The following is a 17,227-nucleotide window of genomic DNA, read 5'->3' as shown; positions in this document are numbered from 1 at the left end:
AACAAGAAGAGGATTGGCCAATGCAATGCAAAGGAAGCTCTTCTTATCTATCAAGCCTGCTGCTTGCTGGATTTGGCACAGTCTCCGAAGATTCCGCTGCCGAGGTGTCATAGGGCCAGTCCCTCAACCTCTCTGGATAAGAAATATTATTCAGTTAAAAATAAAAAACCTCTTCTTTTAAAAAGAAGAGGGCGAATTGAAAAAATCATAGGTCCTCTTCTTATCTATCAAGTCGTACTTGCTGGATTTGGCACAGAATCAGAAATTCCGCTGCCGAGGTGTCATAGGGCCAGTCCCTCAACCTCTCTTGATAAGAAGTATTTTTACTTTATTCATTTTTTGAACTTGTTAATTAATTTACTGTAGGAATATTCAAAAGTCAAATACTATTTTTAAAGTAATAGTTAATCGCTTATCTTACAAACGCTTTCAAATGCTACAGATAGGCATTTTGAAAAAATAATAATTTTTTAATCGCTGACTTAAAATAAAGAGAAAAGAGAGCCGATACGTTCGCTCTCTTTTTTGTTGCTTATTTTTAGTATTACCTTCTTTTACCAGCCAAATGAAGGACCCCATGGATGATTAGTACAAGAGAGAATAAAAGGATAGCTAGGACACCGATAAGGATTACTAATGGACTAAGCGGTGCAAAAAATCCTGTTAGCGGTACTCTTAGTAAAGCGAAACCGGCAAGGATACATAAGAAGTATAAAAAAGGACTGCGATCCAACACACTCATGGTATACTCACTCCTTTCTTGGGGTTAATACATTTGTATTCATATAGGGAGTTAATTATTTACCGGAATAATAAATCAGTCCCATATAACTATCTTTTTGGAAAAATAATCCTCCCTTGTATTCGGAAGAAGCAGTACCTTTGACATTGTATATTTACACATTATTAAAATGCTTCCGCACTTTTCTTCACTGTTTTTTCCATTGTCATCTCGGGATGAACCTTTCTTATGACGGTCGGTCTTAAAAGAATAAGGACTACACTTACACATAATCCAGAAGACAGGAGTAGAACCCATTGTGCAGGGAAGATATCATACAAAAACCCATATATCACCATTCCTAATGGTGATAAAGCCATGGCAACAGTTTCAATAAGGGAAAATACACGTCCCTTAAATTCATCTGCAATTTGTTTTTGCATCATTACTTGTGTTGGTGTATTGACGAATACAATGCATACTCCTAAAACAAATTGTAGGAGAATGTAGTAGCCAAACATGATGTTGTAAGACATGGTGAAGAGTAAAGGTAAAGTGGCACTTCCCATGATGACCCCCATGATAAGAATGCCCCTTTTTGAAACCAGTAACGGAAATTTTATCTCTTTCCGGATGGAAAGATAAATCGATAAAAGCAGCATGCCAACGGCAAAGGCGCCTTCTGTAAAACCAAAATGCTGGGAAAGCATTTTTAATTTTTCAATAAGAATGAAGGAATATCCAACCTGATAGGCGCTGAAAAGGAAATTAACTAATAAGGCTATCCAGATAATGGTCATCAACATCGGTTGTAATTTTAAATAAGATACACCCGCCTTCATTCCTTGCCACATGGATTCCTTCGACCTTTCCACTGTTTCTGCTTTTTGGGAGGCGAACAAAGTGAAATTCATCGTGGCATCGAGAAAGATGGCAACCGTTGAAGCAGCCATATAGAAAATAAGGAATAGCGGCATGGAAATCACTCCATACAAAAGTCCTCCGACTGCTGGAGAGGCAATAGCCGCAAAGGATACAGACATTTGGTTTAATGACATTGCTTTTTGAATTCTTGCTTCGTCCACAAGTCCTGTTATGGAGGAAGTGAACGCTACGCTGGAAAACATGGATGTAAGGGACAGGATACAGGTAGTGATATAAATTGCTGTTAAAGGTAATCCAGAGGTGACACTGACGACTAACAATCCCCCGATGGCCAAGGTAGTTGCAATTTGTGAGATAATCGCGATCCTTTTTCGTGGATATTTATCGATGATATAACCTGCAAATGGTGCAGCGATGGTACGAGGTAATACATTGCAAATCAAGTTTAGCGCAAAACTTTTCGCCGATCCTGTGGCTTGCAAAATATAAAAACTAATGGCAAATGAATATACCTGTGAACCAAAAGAGGCAATCAGTTTGCTTATGGTAAAAGTCCAAAGATGGTAAGTGGCTTTTTTCAACATGGTGCTATTATTCACACGATCTCCTCATTCCTTTGAATTTTTGTAAAAGTTTAATTTAATTAAACAGATCATAACATGAGGTTTTTACCGAAATCAAGTCAAAGTTTAATTTAATTAAACAAAATTCTAAGCCCATTTTGTTTACAGCTTCCCATTAGCGGGTATGTTTAATATAATTAAACTATCCACAAGTAGGAGGATGTTCAGTCGATGCTAGGAGACCGAATACGAAAAATTAGAAAGCAGAAAAAGCTGACACTAGAAGCACTCGCAGGTGAGGGGCTTACGAAAGGAATGCTCAGTCTCATCGAGAACAATAAAGCGAAGCCTTCTATGGAAAGCCTCATGTACATTGCTGAAGGGCTGGGTGTAGAGGTAACGGATTTATTAGAGGAAATCAGCACACAGGAATTAAGAGAAACGCTTGAAAAGGCTGAAACGTTATATAATCAAAAATTGGAAAATGCAACAGAAAAATATAAGCAGCTGCTGAATCTTATCGAGCCGTATATAAAAAATCTTTCACAAGGATACGAATCTGCACGTTTATTAGATCTCTATTCTCGAAGTCTATATGAAGAAGAATTATCAGGCTGGGAGGAATTCTCAGGTCAAGCTGCGGCCTTGTATGACAAGATGAACTTAACAGCTAACCGTGCCCAAATCGCAATTTTTCGTACAATGGTGAAATTCGTTCAGCATGATTATCAAGGTGCTTTAGAAATCTTGTTAAGGGAACGTGCAAATATTGAGTCCAATCATGTCTATATGGATCCAATGACCACTGTTGACCTTGATTATACTGAAGCGGTATTACAATTTGCTGTTGGAGATGATCGTTCTGCCACCGTTACGATGGAAAGGGCGTTTGATTTTTCAAAAAAGCACAAAGTTTTTTATCGCACGGATGATTTATACAGACTTGGAGCAGGACAGGCTACGATGAGAAACGACAAAGAAAAGCAAGAATTGTATTTACGAAAGCTAAAGCAATACGGTGATTTCGCGGAGGATTTACTTTCCATCCTCATTCACGACTATATTGTTATTATGACTCTAAATACTGAAAAACATGATTATTCAAAGGCTTTGGAGATGATTGATCATTATTTGGAGGACCCAAAGGTGAAGGATGTCGTCGGAGCTTTATACGTAATTGAAAAAGGAAAGGCCCTTTATGGCCTTGGTGAATATACAGAAGCGATTGATTATATTCAAAAAGTAGAGACACCGTCTACTACACACCATCCATTTGACTTATCACTCTTTAATGTTCGGTATGCATACAAAGCACTTTGCCATTGTGAACTCGGAGACATGGAGGAGGCGCTCCATGCTGCCCAACTGGCTGTTAGGAGTTTCGAAACCCTTCCAAATACACCTTTCAAGGAATTTGCGATAGAAACGTACAATAAAGTAAAGAAAAATCAATAGAGGGCTCATGGTGACCGAAAACAAAGGAAAATCGAAAAAGTGGTCACCATGAAGGGTTCATGGTGACCGATATTAAAGGGAAATCAAGAAAGTGGTAACCATGAAGGCCTCATGGTTACCGAAATCAAAGGATAATCAGAAAAGTGGTCACTAAACCAATTATGAAAAGACATTTACCTAAATTCCTCTTTCAATCCCGCGTTTAAACCTTGGTCCTAACCCACGTTCTTTCTTCGGTTCAGCTTCAGGTTCATCCCGTTTGCCTTCGCTTCCAATCACTTTAAAGCTATTCTTGGTAATTTGATAAGAAGGAGCTTCACTTGCCTGGTTCACCTTTACCTTACGTGCTTTTGGAAGTTTATATAAAACTCCGACTTTAACCTGCTGCACTTCTTTCACTCCCAGGATAATCAGCTGCATCGCAAAAATGGCAAGCATGAAGGCAGCGATTATCCACAAATACCAGTAGCGGCCTGAGGCGATGGTGGTTCTGCCTAATTCGCCAATTAATCCTGACCATTCATTGGTCATCGACATGGGCGGATCAGCACCTCCCGGGTCAAAGTTAAGTTTTGTCCCGCCAAAGAAAAACTTAAATATTCCTAAATGAATAAAGATTAATAGTACTTGAATAAATTGAGTTCCAAGTAAAATCGTCAAACGGGGACCAATATGCGGGAAAATATGACGCCAGAAAAGATGAAATCTGCTGCCTCCTAAAACGCGGGCGCTGGCAATAAACTCATAATCAAGAACCCGCTTTATCTCTTTTCCTAATAAGACACTTGTTAAGGGAACAACCAGGATGGTTAAAATAAACATTTCTAATAATATCCGTTCGGTAAAGGTGTAAGTGAATTCATAGCCAAAACCAGTAAACGCCGGCATTAAGATTGGCGCAAGCAAGATGTAAGCAACCAAGCTTAATGGCAGAAAATGAATCGAATCAATAAACTTTCCAAACCATTGCTGGGTACGTGGGCCTAGGTGGAAAGCATAAATGACCCCAAACAAAAGCCCGCCGAGAATCCGTAATAAGGCGATTAACAAAGCAAAAATCAGTGTATACTTCGCGCCGATTACTAATTGGTCAAACAGGCTGAATCCTAATTTGTCTGAGCCAAAGAAAAAGGGCTTCGTTGGTGCATGCGGGACTGCACTAAGCAGCGTTGCACCATCTTCTGCGTAATAAAGTAGTACTTGGTCGACGTGGTTATCGGTGGTGACCGAATAAATGATACTGTAGCTAATGGTTATAACGAAAAATAAGGCTCCAAGTGCAAACTTCCAATTTTTCATATGCCTTCCAAAGGTAAACAGGACATTGATAATTGGACGGAAGGGAGATAATTTTCTAAGGTTAATAGATTGAAGAGAAAAAAGGGTGTTTTCAAAAAACCGCTTTACCCCGCCTGTGATATTACCCATTCGCCATTTGTGCCACCAGGAATTCCGTCTTGTTTCATAAGAAAGGTGCTGATCTTCTTTAAGCCAAATATCGACTAACTGGAATAGAAAGTAAAAGGGTGTAAAAATAAGACCCAGTGTAACAAAAATGGTTATTGGCTGGAAGTTATCAAGTAAGTAGAAGGTTAGTCCATGAACGTTAAACACCCGTTCAATAATAAATTGGCTTGAAAGTGTCCCCCAAATGATAATCTTTATATGATGAAACGAAAGGGGCATGATATTTTTTAAGATATGTCTGATTAAGATGTTGAATTTGTTTATCCCTTTACTTTTAACAAAGGTGACATAAACCCTCAAAAACTCTTCCTCTATCATAAGGATTAAAATCTTGAACATGGAGACAAGCGGTAAGATGGCCAAGGTAACGATTGGGGCAAAATAAGCCTTTTCCTTAAAGCTGGCCACCTGAAATAAATCTAATCCAAACGTTTTAAAGATAACTATAGATAAAACTTGTAATAAGGTGGCGAGAATCAAATCTGGAACAGACTCCAATACATCAAGCAGTCTTTTTATTAGACTAAGCACTACTCTAGGCAAAAATGCAGACCCTAAAGCGAGAAGAAGCGCGATGCTGAAACCTGCTAAAAGAGCTCCTAAGAGAATTTGCGTTGAATAAATAAATGCCGGCCCCATAACTTCCATCATTGGAGCACCGCCAGCTAGGGATCGCTCGAATTTATAAATCCATGTTTCTGGTTTAAACAAGTCCTTGCCAAAAGAGATTAATTGTTCAAAATAGCCTGGTGAATCAGGAGTTTCTCTAGTAGAAAAATATTGTGGGAAAATACTTACAGTGAATATCGAAAGTATTCCAAGTATATAGTATGTAATTAATCTAACAAGCTTCAAATTCTCTCACCCCATTATCTCCTCTAAATTACTACATTTGCATAATAGAAGTAGAGCCATGTAATGAAAATTATATTCGAAATATTCCCCCTTTTCAACCAAACTTATTTCCAGTAATTTCAATCTATGGAATTTTGACGTAAGTACGGCTGAATTAGTTACAAAAGTAGGTAAGAAATTTATTGGAGTAATAGAAATGCCCTTGCCTGCAGGTAGCAGGCAAGGGCATTTTAGGTGCGCCCAGCATGGGTGCAATCTATAGGGTGTGAGTCCCGAGCCATGAAGGTAGAAGTAATGGTTAGCCTAACGCAAGGGTGTCCATGGTGACGTGGAATCTGAAGGAAGCGAGCGGCAAACCTCCGGTCTGAGGAATACGAACTTCATATAAGGCTAAGTACCATTGGGTGAGTTTGCCTAACAAAACAAAGCCCTTTCTACCGAAGGTGGTACGGAGTAAATGGAGCAGATAGATGGAGGGAAAGATTGTACTCTTACCTGGGGAGGTCTGGCTGATATGCCAAACTCATTTGGTAACCTATCTAGTGATAGATAGCTGAGCAGTCAGAAGTCAGCAGATGTCATAGTACCTTTCGAACTCGAGAACGAAAGGGAAGGACTGAACAAGTTAGGAAGAAAGGGACCTAGGCGTTCGTAAATTGTGTAGAAACAGACAATCTCTTACGAGACTTACTTGAGGAAGTAAATGGTGAATCCATGGGGGACTTCAAGAGGGTGGAGCAGTTTACGGCACAAGTAGAACATCTCTTTCACGTAGAAAGGAAATATCGTATGTTGATGAAACCAATTTTATCACGGGAAAACTTACTGAACGCTTTAAAACGAGTGGAACGTAACGGAGGAAGTTACGGTGTAGACAAGATGTCGACCCAAAACCTGCGTCTGTACATTGTCGAACACTGGGCAGAATTGAGAAACGCTCTCCAACAGGGAACCTATGAACCTCAACCCGTCCGTCGTGTCGAAATCCCGAAATCAAACGGCGGAGTTAGGTTACTAGGAATACCAACCGTGTTAGACCGTTTCATTCAACAAGCGATTACCCAAACCTTAACCCCAATTTATGACCCAACCTTTTCTGAAAATAGCTATGGGTTTCGTCCACAAAGACGAGGACACGACGCTGTACGTAAAGCAAAAGGGTACATCGAAGAGGGATACAGATGGGTAGTCGATATAGACTTAGAGAAGTTCTTCGACAAAGTGAATCATGACAAGCTCATGGGACTATTATCTAAGCGTATTGACGATAAAACTCTTCTTGGTCTTATCAGAAAATTTCTAAATGCGGGCATCATGATTGGTGGAGTAGTTTCACAGAACACAGAAGAGACTCCGCAAGGAGGACCATTAAGTCCGCTACTTTCAAACATTATTCTGGATGTTTTAGATAAAGAGTTAGAGGATAGAGGACATAAATTCGTAAGGTATGCGGACGACTGTAACATTTATGTGAAGTCTAAGAAAGCTGGTATTCGGACAATGGAAGGTATTACTGCCTTTATTGAAAAGGGACTGAGCCTAAAGGTGAATCATGATAAATCTGCCGTAGACCGACCGTGGAACAGGAAATTCTTAGGTTTTAGCTTTACTAACCGAAAAGAACCAAAGATACGAATAGCCAAACAGAGCATTAAGAGATTTAAACTGAAAGTGAAGGAAATTACGTCAAGAAAATCCCCAATACCTATGGAGATAAGAATCCAAAAGTTGAACCAATATCTAGTCGGTTGGTGTGGATATTACGCTTTGGCAGACACCCCTAGTGTCTTTAAAGATTTAGAAGGCTGGATTCGAAGAAGACTACGGTTGTGTTATTGGAAACAGTGGAAATTACCTAAGACTAGGATAAGGAAACTTATCGGATTTGGAATAGATAAACACAAAGCCTATGAATGGGGAAACACAAGAAAAGGCTATTGGCGAATCACCAATAGCCCCATACTCAGTCGTGCCCTCAATAACGCCTTTTGGCGGAAAGAGGGTCTCAAAAGTCTATACGAACGATATGAAAGTTTGCGTCATACTTAATTTGAACCGCCGTATACCGAACGGTACGTACGGTGGTGTGAGAGGTCGGGGGTTAATCACCCCCTCCTACTCGATTAGGTATTTATTAAAAAATGAAATGAATGATTAATTTTATCCAACCGAAAAATGCGATCCATAACGGTACACTTAAAGAAGTTCCCCAAACCAGCCCGTATGCGAAATTACCCTGCTCGTCCATGAAATCCACTCCCTAGTATTAGTTGTAGATTACCTTCTTTGTTTTTTCGATTGCGTACATTCATTTTAGTTGAAAACGTTTACAATAACAATGGTATAAACTACTTAATTCATAGTGTTTAACTTAATAATATATAAAGTAGACAATAACTAACATTTCCATGTCTATAAGATAACAAATTTAGAACGAGAAAAAACTAAAAGCTTGTCTAGAAAATAGAATTGTTTTTCGACTTTTTACCGACAAAATATTTTCCAGGAAATTGATTTAGATTCTTTTTACACTGGAGTTGAAGGCACTTTTAATCAAACGTTTGTTTAGTGATTGAAGGAGAAAATATTGTCTGAATTTGGTGATATCTATCACAGATAAATCTACCAATTTAGTATAAGGTCACCTTAAGTAGTATTTGTTGATTCTCAGTGATCGTGGAAAGGAGATTTCTCTTGAGATATGAGATCAAAATGTCAGATATGAGTTCTTTTGTTGAGAGTTGTAAGCCCTTACTTTCCGGTGCGCCAAATCCTTGTTATATAATGGATTTGGAGGGGAGTATTGTTTTTTCAAATGAAGCTATTCAAGAATTAACAGGTTATAGCAGACAAAGTGAATATCAACGGAGTTTTGTTTCGTTTTTAGAAGAAGAGGAGATTGATAAAACAATCGAGCATATTAATGCTGTCCTCAAGGGAGAAAAAAAGAGTCTTCAAACAAAGATTAGACATCGGGACGGTTATGTAATAGATGTAAATATTCTTTCAATACCTGTGAAAGTAGAGGGGATAATTCTTGGCATTTGCGGCTATATTACCAGTGCTTCAAATGAAAAGAACGTTCCGTATACCATTTCTAGGAACTGGGATAGTATCTTTACTGGTATTAAGAGGATTGATAGAATCTTTGTGGATATTACCAAGCGAAAAAAAGCAGAGGAAAAATTAACATTTTTAGCTTTTCACGATTCTTTGACGGGTCTGCCGAACAGACGGAAGTTGGATTATGAGCTTCATAAAACGTTAACGGAAGCAAAGGAAAAGAAAAAGAAGGTTGGAATCTTATTCCTAGATCTAGACCGATTTAAATATATCAATGATTCCCTTGGTCATAAAATGGGGGATAAGGTGCTGCGGGTTATTGCAGAACGGTTGAAGGATAGTTTGAGAGAAGATGATATGATCTCCCGTCAAGGCGGGGATGAGTTTGTTATATTGCTTAAAAATCTAACAACGAAAGAGGATATTCAGGAAACGGCAGCGAGGATTAATGGTATTATTGCAGACCCCATTCGACTGCTTGGCAATGAGTATGTTTTAAGCGCAAGCATTGGGATGAGTATTTACCCTGATCATGGGTATGAGGCTGAGGGGCTAGTTCAGAAAGCTGACCATGCGATGTACCTTGCCAAGGAAAGTGGAGTAGGAATTCAGCCATATGAAGTGGGAATGTCGAAATGTCTATCGCGAAAACTGTTGCTTGAACAATATCTTCATAAAGCGATTGAAAAGAATGAATTATACTTGGACTATCAACCGATTGTGGATGTTTATGGAAAACAAGTAATAGGATTAGAAGCACTCCTTCGTTGGACTCATCCTGTTTTGGGGAATATACCGCCGGGAGAGTTTATCCAAATTGCGGAAGAATCGGATTTAATCATAAAAATAAGCAGCTGGGTGTTGGAAACAGCCTGCAGACAGCGTAAGGTCTGGATTGATATGAACTTGCCGCCCTTTTATGTATCGATTAATGTGCCTGCAAGACAAATTCATTTGGAGTCGTTCCTGCATAGTGTCAAGGACACATTGGAACGCTATCAGGTGCCGGCTAATCTGTTGAAAATTGAAATCACAGAAAGAACCGCGATGACCAAAGTTCAAAATACGTTGAATACGATTAAAGAATTACAGGATATTGGAGTCGATATCATTCTTGATGATTTTGGGGTGGGGTATTCATCGATTAGTTACCTTGTACAATATCCGTTTAATACGATAAAAATAGATAAGTCGTTTATTGAAGGGTTAGAGAATAGGAATCAGCGGTCTGTTTGTCGAACATTAGTGGCAATGGGAAGGAATCTTGGGATGAATGTGGTGGCAGAGGGCGTGGAAGAGCTAGAACAATATCAATTCTTATGCAGTATTGGCTGTCATAACATGCAAGGCTACTATTTTAGCAAACCCACTAGTGCTAAATTAGTCGAGAGATTCTTTATGCCTAAAAAGCAGGGGCTGCAGGATAAATTTCAATAGGTTAAAAGAATAGCCGAAGACAAAATAGACTTCGGCTATTTTTTTACCATTGTTATAAATACAGTTGCTCCTCTACTAAATTCGACTTTCTTTACGAATCCTAGTTTCGTATAAAGATGAAAGGCTCGTTGATTAAATTTCGCTACTGTTAAACGGAAAGAATCCACCTTATAGTTTTCTTGAATATAAGACAGAATAAACGAGAAGAATAGAGTGCCAAAGCCCTGACCAGTTAAGACGGGATTCATGCCAATTCCTATATCCGTTAGATCCTCTGAATAAGCTCCAACTGTATAACCAAATGGGACTTGTGCAGCTTTCCCCATGCAAAAAAAGCCGGTAAGTTCATTGTTTTGATTCAATACTGCATAATAGGGGGTTTCGAGCAATTCGTTAAGAGATTCAGAGCTTCCTTCGTTATTATAAAAATCATAAGGTGCTTCATATTTCCATGTTAGGATCTGTCTTGCATATTCCCCTGTCATACTCTTTACCATTAACTGCATGTTTAATGCTCCCTTCTTAAAAGTAAAACCGCCGCCGTTAAATGCTACGGCGCTTACTTTTTATATTTTTGCCGTTCGAATGACCTTACTCATCATTTCTGCGTTTGGATAATTGACTTCATGGTAGAGGGCCGCGACACGTTCGAGCTCGTAGCTTACCCTTCTGATAGATGTTTTCAGATGACCATCCTCAATTTCGACCAGACCATATGATGCCTTAGCCAGACCATCGAACGGCAACCCCACACTGCCGATATTCATAATGACCTTGCCATTAAGATAACGAATATATGGCTTGTGGATATGTGCATAAACATATACTTTTGCTTCCTGTGCATGCATTAAACTTGATTCAATTTCGTTGTCATCGGCGTTTGGCAGTACGATATCAAACAAACTTGTTGGCGTGGCATGGAACGCAGAAATTCCAACATCCTCAAATCTAAGATTTAATTGAGCAGGGAGGCTATTCAAATAATCGATGTCTGATGGTTCAAGTTGTTCGAATATCCATTGACGTTCAAGGTTCATTAGCTCCAATGCTTTCTCAGGAACTTCACCTTCCCGAACGCCGCGTACCACCCATTCATCGGCATTTCCTTTAATTACTTCAGTATGTAAAGAACGGACTAAATCAAGAGAGCGTTTAGGCTCTGGTCCACGATAACAGATGTCACCGAGTACATAAATCTTATCAATCCTTTGCTGCTCAATATCCTTGAGAACAGCATCTAGTGCGATGGCATTCCCATGTATATCTGAAATAAAAGCAACCTTCATAGCATAACCAACCTCCTTTTATAAAAAAATAGTACCATCATTTGTTTATAAAATCGAATTGGTTATAGGAAATAAAATAATAATTTTGACAAAAGACTTCGCTTATGAGGGCTGTCTGCTGTATAATCTTTTCTAATAATAATAGAGGAGTTAAGAGGATGAATTCATATATAAAAGACCAAGTAGAAAAATTTCAACAAGAGAATCAAAATCGTGGACGGCTGCTTGTCAGCTGTTCGGATCAGCCAGGGATTGTTTCAGCCATCTCTCAATTTTTATTTTCCTATCAAGCCAATATCATCGAATCTAGTCAATATTCAACCAATCCAGAAGGCGGGGTCTTTTTTATCCGTATTGAATTTGAATGCCCGGGTCTAAAGGAAAAGGCTAAGGAGATGGAGGAACAGTTTGCTGCGATTGCTGAGACGTTTACGATGGATTGGAAATTAACGCATGTCTATCATGTGAAAAAAGCAGCAATCTTTGTGTCGAAAGAGCTTCACTGTTTACTCGAACTCTTATGGGAATGGCAAAGCGGTGATTTAATGGCGGATATCGCTCTCGTGATCAGTAACCACGAGGAAGCCAGGGATGCGGTCGAAGGGTTGAATATCCCGTTTTACTACATACCGGCGAATAAGGATATACGTGCTGAGGTGGAAGCACAGCAGCTTCAGTTGTTAAAAGAGTATGAGATTGATTTAGTGGTATTGGCGCGTTATATGCAGATATTGACGCCGGAATTTGTAGCCGCAAATCCAAACAAAATCATTAATATTCATCATTCCTTTTTACCGGCGTTTATTGGTGCACGACCATACGAGCGAGCCCATGCGCGCGGTGTAAAGTTAATTGGAGCGACCTCCCATTATGTCACAAACGACCTTGATGAAGGGCCGATTATTGAACAGGATATTGCCCGTGTGGATCACCGTGATGACGCGGATAATTTGAAGAAAATTGGCCGCAGAGTGGAAAGAAGTGTATTGGCAAGAGCAGTAAGATGGGACATTGAAGACCGAATTATTGTCCATCAAAACAAAACGATTGTTTTCTAAAAAATAGCTGACTCAATTGGTGGAAATAAGCAATCCACCCGAGTCAGCCTTTTTTATTTACAAAAGATATGTTTTCCGATTTTCTTAATCTGCGGTCTGCTCCATATCCAACTGCTTGTCGCGGTTTCAGGATTAAAATAATAAAGAGCATTCCCAGTAGGATCCCATCCATTTAAGGCGTCCAGCACAGCCTTTTTTGCTGTTTCGTTTGGTGTTAAATTAATTTGTCCGTCAGCAACAGCAGTAAAGGCACCAGGTTCATAGATGACGCCTCCAACCGTATTAGGAAAAGAAGCACTTTGGACTCGATTCAAAATAACAGCGGCCACCGCAACTTGACCGGTGTAAGGTTCCCCTCGTGATTCTCCATATACCGCGTTTGCCATCAGTTGGATATCGTTTTGGCTGTACCCGTTTGGAACATTGGCGCTAGAACCACCTGTATTCCCTTGCTTTTCATATTTTGTAGCTTTCACCAGCAAAGCCTTCGTTTGTGCCCCGACAATCCCATCGACAGGTAGGCCAAACTTATCCTGAAAGTTTCGAACGGCCCAGTAGGTATTCCATCCAAACACACCGTCAATCTTACTTTTAAAAAAGCCATTATACGTAAGGCGTGACTGCAGCTCAATCACATCTTCCCCGGAAGAGCCCTGTTGAAGCACCTGGTTTGAGAAGGCATGGATTTCTTTCCCTTGGTCGCTATTTGCGAAAAAAGTAACCGTTAGAAAAATAATAATCAGTGGAATCTTAAACAAAGTTTTCCTCTGCAATGTTCATCCTCCTAACATTTTACTGAGTTAGTTATATACTTCCATAACTTTTAGCTTTCTACTCATGAAAAAGAGACCAGTTGTGAAAACTGGCCTCTAAAACTTACCTTAATACATAAGCTTACTAATTTCTTGTTCCTATTTATGATATTTTTTATACCAATCTACGAAATGACTTAATCCCTTTTCTAATGGGGTAGCAGGATAGAAGCCAGCTGCCTTTTGTAGGTCGGTAATATCCGCATAGGTCACTTTCACGTCTCCAGGCTGCATCGGGAGAAATTCGATTTTGGCTTGTTTACCAATTAACTTTTCTAACGTGTTAATAAAATCCATCAATCTGACTGGACTATTGTTGCCGATATTATAGATTTTGTAGGGAGCATGACTTGTGCTTGGATCGAGGTTTCTGTTTGAATCAGGTTTAGGCGGGTGATCAAGTAATTTGACGATGCCTTGTACAATATCATCGATAAACGTAAAATCTCTAAGCATGTCGCCATTATTGTATACCTGAATGGTATTCCCTTCGATAATATCCTTCGTAAAAGAGTAATAGGCCATATCTGGTCTGCCCCAAGGTCCATACACGGTAAAGAACCGAAGACCAGTAGTCGGGATATTAAATAAGTGGCTGTAGGTGTGAGCCATTAATTCATTCGCTTTTTTCGTTGCGGCGTAGATACTAACCGGATGATCAACAGAGTCTTGGGTAGAGAAGGGGGTTTTGGTATTGGCTCCATATACAGAACTAGACGACGCGTAAATTAAGTGCTCCACTTGATTATGCCTGCAGGCCTCTAAAATATTTACAAATCCTACTAAATTGGAATGAACATAGGAATGTGGATGGGTAAGACTATAGCGGACTCCAGCTTGAGCAGCTAAATTGATTACAATAGGGATAGAATGATCCTCGAAAATCTGGTTTAAGGATTCCTGGTCAGCTAAATCTGTTTGATAAAATTTGAAATTTATATTACTCTCTAAGAGCTTTAGCCGTTCTTTTTTTAAACGAACATCGTAATAGTCATTAAGGTTGTCCACTCCGATTACATGATAATTTTCAGCTAATAAACGTTTAGAAAGATGGAAGCCAATAAAACCTGCCGCTCCTGTCACTAAAATGTTCATTTTCTTCTACCCGATCCCTTTTTTCGATCATGCTCTTTATTATGGCCCCGGTCTCTTTTATGGTGGTGATCTCTATTATGCCGATGGTCTTTATTTCGATCGTGCCCCTTTTTATTTCCATGCTCTTTTTCACTGCTGTTGTCTGTTTTCCCTTTATACTCCGTTTTAATTACTTTTATTTCTAATTGAGCTTCTTCATCAGTGAGGGGAATTGGTGTTTTTGTCCAATCAGCATACGTGGAAGGATCAAGATTCTTTACTTGTTCTAAGAAGGTGTCTAAGAACCCTCTTTCATGAAGATTTTGAAATAGTTCAAGGGGTCTTTTTTGTATGCGAGAGAATGAATACACATGGTCGACCATTTTAAACCCTTTGTTGGTGACAAAAACATGCCTTAATGGGGTGTCGATTTGTTTAAATCCTGCTTTTTTCTGTGATGTTAATATCTCTAGTAAAAGTTTTGTCACGGACTCCGGAAGGGTCGATTGTTTTTTTAGAAAGGTGTTTAAATCCGGTCCAACTAAATATTCCATGACAACATAATTTTCTCCCTTTTCGTATACCTTTGGAATAAATGATAGTTTTTGATTAGACAATAGAACTCTTTTTTCCAGCTCACAATGTTCCGGCTTTCCATAAATCTTCACGCATTTATCTTCTGAAATTCGATAGACAGCCCCTTGGTGCCCAGCTCCAATTAATGTTTGTGAGGTAGCGCTATCTACTTTTACTCCTTCTCCATCTCCTCCCGAATAAACGGGAATGTTTCGGTAGTCCATTTTGTTTTCATTAAAATATTTCTGCCATGTTTCATATGTTCCAGGTTCGAAATTTCTTACCTGTGATAAGAACGATTCTTTTAATAGCATGATGTTTAAATCTCTTAATAATTTAAGAGGGACAGGATGAACACGCTTGAAGGCATTGACGTGGTCAATTACTTTTAATTCTTCATTTTCTAATACAAAAATATGACGCAGCGGGGCATCGACCATCGTGAATTGCGCCTTTCTCATTTCGCTGAGTAGATACAGGAGTTTTTTCGAAATGGATTCTGGGATGATCGTGCAATTCCTGAGGTATTCCTTTAATGTTGGAGCATTAAAGTATTCCATGACGATATAGTTTTCACCATACTCATATAATCGCGGGAAAAATTCTAAGTGCTGTCCAGCTTTCAGAGCTTCTAATTCCATTTTTGCTTGGAGAGTATTTGAATAAATTTTTACACATCGCTCCTCCGAAAGTTTAAATACAGCTCCTTGGGCACCCATTCCAATAAGTGGAAAGTTAGTGGGGTTATCAATTTCTAAGGTTTTTACACCCTTGGTTACATTAATAAATCTGAAATCTTCCATTATGATCCCCCTAACAATTCATCATAATATTTGGCCTGCAAAAAGAGCTGCTTTTTCTGGTCAAAGTTTTGTTCGACTTTTTGGCGAGCAGAAATGGTGTAGCTTTCCCATAGGTGTCTGTTCAGTAACATAAATTCTAATGCTTGCGCAAGATGTTCGACATCGTTTTCCCGTACTAATATTCCATCTTGGTTATTCGTGATAATTTCTGGAATACCAGCATGGTTCGTGGCGAGAACCGGAATACCGGTTGCCATTGCCTCTTTGATGGTATTCGGAATCCCTTCTACATCTCCTATGGAGGAAGTTAAACTTGGCGCGCAAAATAAATCAGCTTGTCCCATTAATTTTGGAATTTGACTTTTTGGAACATGATTTAATAGGCGGAAGGAAGTTCCTAAATTCAACTGCGTGGCAAGAGATTTAAGATACCCTTCGAGTTCACCACCGCCGATAATCGTAAGTGTGGCTTTTGGAAATTTATCTCTGATTTTTTCAAATGCCTGCATTAAGATATGATGACCTTTCTTTTCTACTAATCTTCCTATGGAAATAATGTTTTGTGAGTCATGTAGATTTGGCGTTCTGTATGGAAAAAGGTTAAGGTCGACACCTCCATAGAGAACTCTGATTTTATCTGCAGGACACCCCCACATATTAATTTGCTGCGCTAAATACTGACAAACAGGGAGAAATCGCTCCCCTTGCTCAAAAAGCAATTTCATACCATCTAAATAGCCAACCGGCTGATTAGCAAGAGTTGCATCTCTGCCACGAATACTGGTTACGAGCGGAAGCGAAGTTCCTTCTTTAAATGGAAGAAGTAATTGACCTAATTGACCATGGTGCGCATGTAAGAGGGCTATCTTATTTTTTTTCACATATTCCTTAGGCGAGAAAATTTCACTAAGGTAGTGAACCCGCTCATTGAGAAGAGGCAGATTGATCATATACTTAGGCTGCCGTACCAAATGAATATAATCATAACCAGGAATATCGCGAATTTGAGGAATATACTGGGTCGGGTCAACCCTTAGGTTCAAATGCATAACTTTTGGCAATTGATTAATCTCCTTTCAAGAAAGTATATAAACTTATTATCCTATAAAAATAAGGTATGCAATTAGAATAGGGAGGCTTGGACAAATTGGAAAAAACACAAAAATGCGCCA

At 39.2% G+C, this 17,227-nt stretch carries 13 protein-coding genes and 2 riboswitches; of the genes, 4 read left to right on the top strand and 9 right to left on the bottom strand.

Annotation, left to right across the window (positions count from 1 at the left end; translation table 11 throughout):
- Positions 1–40 precede the first annotated feature (40 nt).
- A riboswitch (SAM riboswitch) is annotated at positions 41–143 on the bottom strand.
- Between the two features lie 74 nt (positions 144–217).
- Positions 218–317, bottom strand: a riboswitch (SAM riboswitch).
- Positions 318–544: 227 nt separating this feature from the next.
- A complete protein-coding gene (locus MLOOGBEN_RS02650) occupies positions 545–742 on the bottom strand; it encodes a hypothetical protein (RefSeq protein ID WP_179156697.1) in 198 nt (65 codons plus the stop codon).
- 164 nt (positions 743–906) lie between these two features.
- Positions 907–2,205: an MFS transporter gene (locus MLOOGBEN_RS02645; RefSeq protein ID WP_368737746.1), complete on the bottom strand. Its 1,299-nt coding sequence runs from the start codon at positions 2,203–2,205 to the stop codon at positions 907–909.
- Between the two features lie 195 nt (positions 2,206–2,400).
- Here MLOOGBEN_RS02645 and MLOOGBEN_RS02640 point away from each other — a divergent pair, with 195 nt between their 5' ends.
- On the top strand, positions 2,401–3,624 hold the full coding sequence (locus MLOOGBEN_RS02640; protein WP_179156696.1) for a helix-turn-helix domain-containing protein: 1,224 nt from the start codon (positions 2,401–2,403) through the stop codon (positions 3,622–3,624).
- Between the two features lie 177 nt (positions 3,625–3,801).
- On the opposite strand, the gene MLOOGBEN_RS02635 is transcribed toward MLOOGBEN_RS02640, so the two are convergent.
- The gene (locus MLOOGBEN_RS02635) at positions 3,802–5,946 is read right to left on the bottom strand and encodes an ABC transporter permease subunit (protein ID WP_179156695.1); all 2,145 of its coding nucleotides are present in this window, start codon (positions 5,944–5,946) and stop codon (positions 3,802–3,804) included.
- 789 nt (positions 5,947–6,735) lie between these two features.
- On the opposite strand from MLOOGBEN_RS02635, the gene ltrA reads away from it, so the two are divergent.
- Complete coding sequence (gene ltrA, locus MLOOGBEN_RS02630) at positions 6,736–7,995, top strand: group II intron reverse transcriptase/maturase (protein ID WP_179156869.1); 1,260 nt, start codon at positions 6,736–6,738, stop codon at positions 7,993–7,995.
- 645 nt (positions 7,996–8,640) lie between these two features.
- Positions 8,641–10,446 carry a sensor domain-containing protein gene (locus MLOOGBEN_RS02625; protein WP_179156694.1) on the top strand — a complete coding sequence of 602 codons (1,806 nt, stop codon included), beginning with the start codon at positions 8,641–8,643 and terminating at the stop codon, positions 10,444–10,446.
- 35 nt (positions 10,447–10,481) lie between these two features.
- Here the strand turns inward: MLOOGBEN_RS02625 and MLOOGBEN_RS02620 are convergent, their stop codons facing one another.
- Both MLOOGBEN_RS02620 and MLOOGBEN_RS02615 read right to left on the bottom strand, forming a co-directional pair.
- Positions 10,482–10,952, bottom strand: a complete 471-nt coding sequence (locus MLOOGBEN_RS02620; RefSeq protein ID WP_179156693.1) for a GNAT family N-acetyltransferase — start codon at positions 10,950–10,952, stop codon at positions 10,482–10,484.
- Positions 10,953–11,012: 60 nt separating this feature from the next.
- Positions 11,013–11,732: a metallophosphoesterase family protein gene (locus tag MLOOGBEN_RS02615; RefSeq protein ID WP_179156692.1), complete on the bottom strand. Its 720-nt coding sequence runs from the start codon at positions 11,730–11,732 to the stop codon at positions 11,013–11,015.
- A gap of 158 nt (positions 11,733–11,890) precedes the next feature.
- Here MLOOGBEN_RS02615 and purU point away from each other — a divergent pair, with 158 nt between their 5' ends.
- Positions 11,891–12,790, top strand: coding sequence for a formyltetrahydrofolate deformylase (gene purU, locus MLOOGBEN_RS02610; RefSeq protein ID WP_179156691.1), 900 nt, complete (start codon positions 11,891–11,893; stop codon positions 12,788–12,790).
- Between the two features lie 53 nt (positions 12,791–12,843).
- Here purU and sleB read toward each other — a convergent pair whose 3' ends face one another.
- From sleB to MLOOGBEN_RS02590, 4 genes are all read right to left on the bottom strand, one after another.
- Positions 12,844–13,563, bottom strand: coding sequence for a spore cortex-lytic enzyme (gene sleB, locus MLOOGBEN_RS02605; protein WP_179156690.1), 720 nt, complete (start codon positions 13,561–13,563; stop codon positions 12,844–12,846).
- Between the two features lie 138 nt (positions 13,564–13,701).
- Complete coding sequence (locus tag MLOOGBEN_RS02600) at positions 13,702–14,697, bottom strand: NAD-dependent epimerase (RefSeq protein ID WP_179156689.1); 996 nt, start codon at positions 14,695–14,697, stop codon at positions 13,702–13,704.
- On the bottom strand, positions 14,694–16,055 hold the full coding sequence (locus MLOOGBEN_RS02595) for a protein kinase family protein (RefSeq protein WP_256988805.1): 1,362 nt from the start codon (positions 16,053–16,055) through the stop codon (positions 14,694–14,696). The genes MLOOGBEN_RS02600 and MLOOGBEN_RS02595 overlap by 4 nt, the downstream gene beginning before the upstream one ends.
- Complete coding sequence (locus MLOOGBEN_RS02590) at positions 16,055–17,116, bottom strand: glycosyltransferase (RefSeq protein ID WP_179156688.1); 1,062 nt, start codon at positions 17,114–17,116, stop codon at positions 16,055–16,057. Before MLOOGBEN_RS02590 ends, MLOOGBEN_RS02595 begins: the two co-directional genes overlap by 1 nt.
- Positions 17,117–17,227: the final 111 nt, after the last annotated feature.

This window comes from Bacillus sp. EB106-08-02-XG196, assembly GCF_013396335.1.
Lineage (GTDB): Bacteria > Bacillota > Bacilli > Bacillales > Cytobacillaceae > Neobacillus.
The sequence above is the reverse complement of the archived record's forward strand: the minus strand, read 5'-3'. Positions and strand labels throughout refer to the sequence as shown.

Bases quoted from the DNA above. Each gene is read 5' to 3' on its own strand.
- MLOOGBEN_RS02595 (WP_256988805.1), bottom strand. From the start codon at position 16,055: ATGGAAGATTTCAGATTTATTAATGTAACCAAGGGTGTAAAAACCTTA.
- MLOOGBEN_RS02640 (WP_179156696.1), top strand. From the start codon at position 2,401: ATGCTAGGAGACCGAATACGAAAAATTAGAAAGCAGAAAAAGCTGACA.
- MLOOGBEN_RS02620 (WP_179156693.1), bottom strand. From the start codon at position 10,952: ATGCAGTTAATGGTAAAGAGTATGACAGGGGAATATGCAAGACAGATC.
- MLOOGBEN_RS02600 (WP_179156689.1), bottom strand. From the start codon at position 14,697: ATGAACATTTTAGTGACAGGAGCGGCAGGTTTTATTGGCTTCCATCTT.
- ltrA (WP_179156869.1), top strand. From the start codon at position 6,736: ATGTTGATGAAACCAATTTTATCACGGGAAAACTTACTGAACGCTTTA.
- purU (WP_179156691.1), top strand. From the start codon at position 11,891: ATGAATTCATATATAAAAGACCAAGTAGAAAAATTTCAACAAGAGAAT.
- MLOOGBEN_RS02615 (WP_179156692.1), bottom strand. From the start codon at position 11,732: ATGAAGGTTGCTTTTATTTCAGATATACATGGGAATGCCATCGCACTA.
- MLOOGBEN_RS02650 (WP_179156697.1), bottom strand. From the start codon at position 742: ATGAGTGTGTTGGATCGCAGTCCTTTTTTATACTTCTTATGTATCCTT.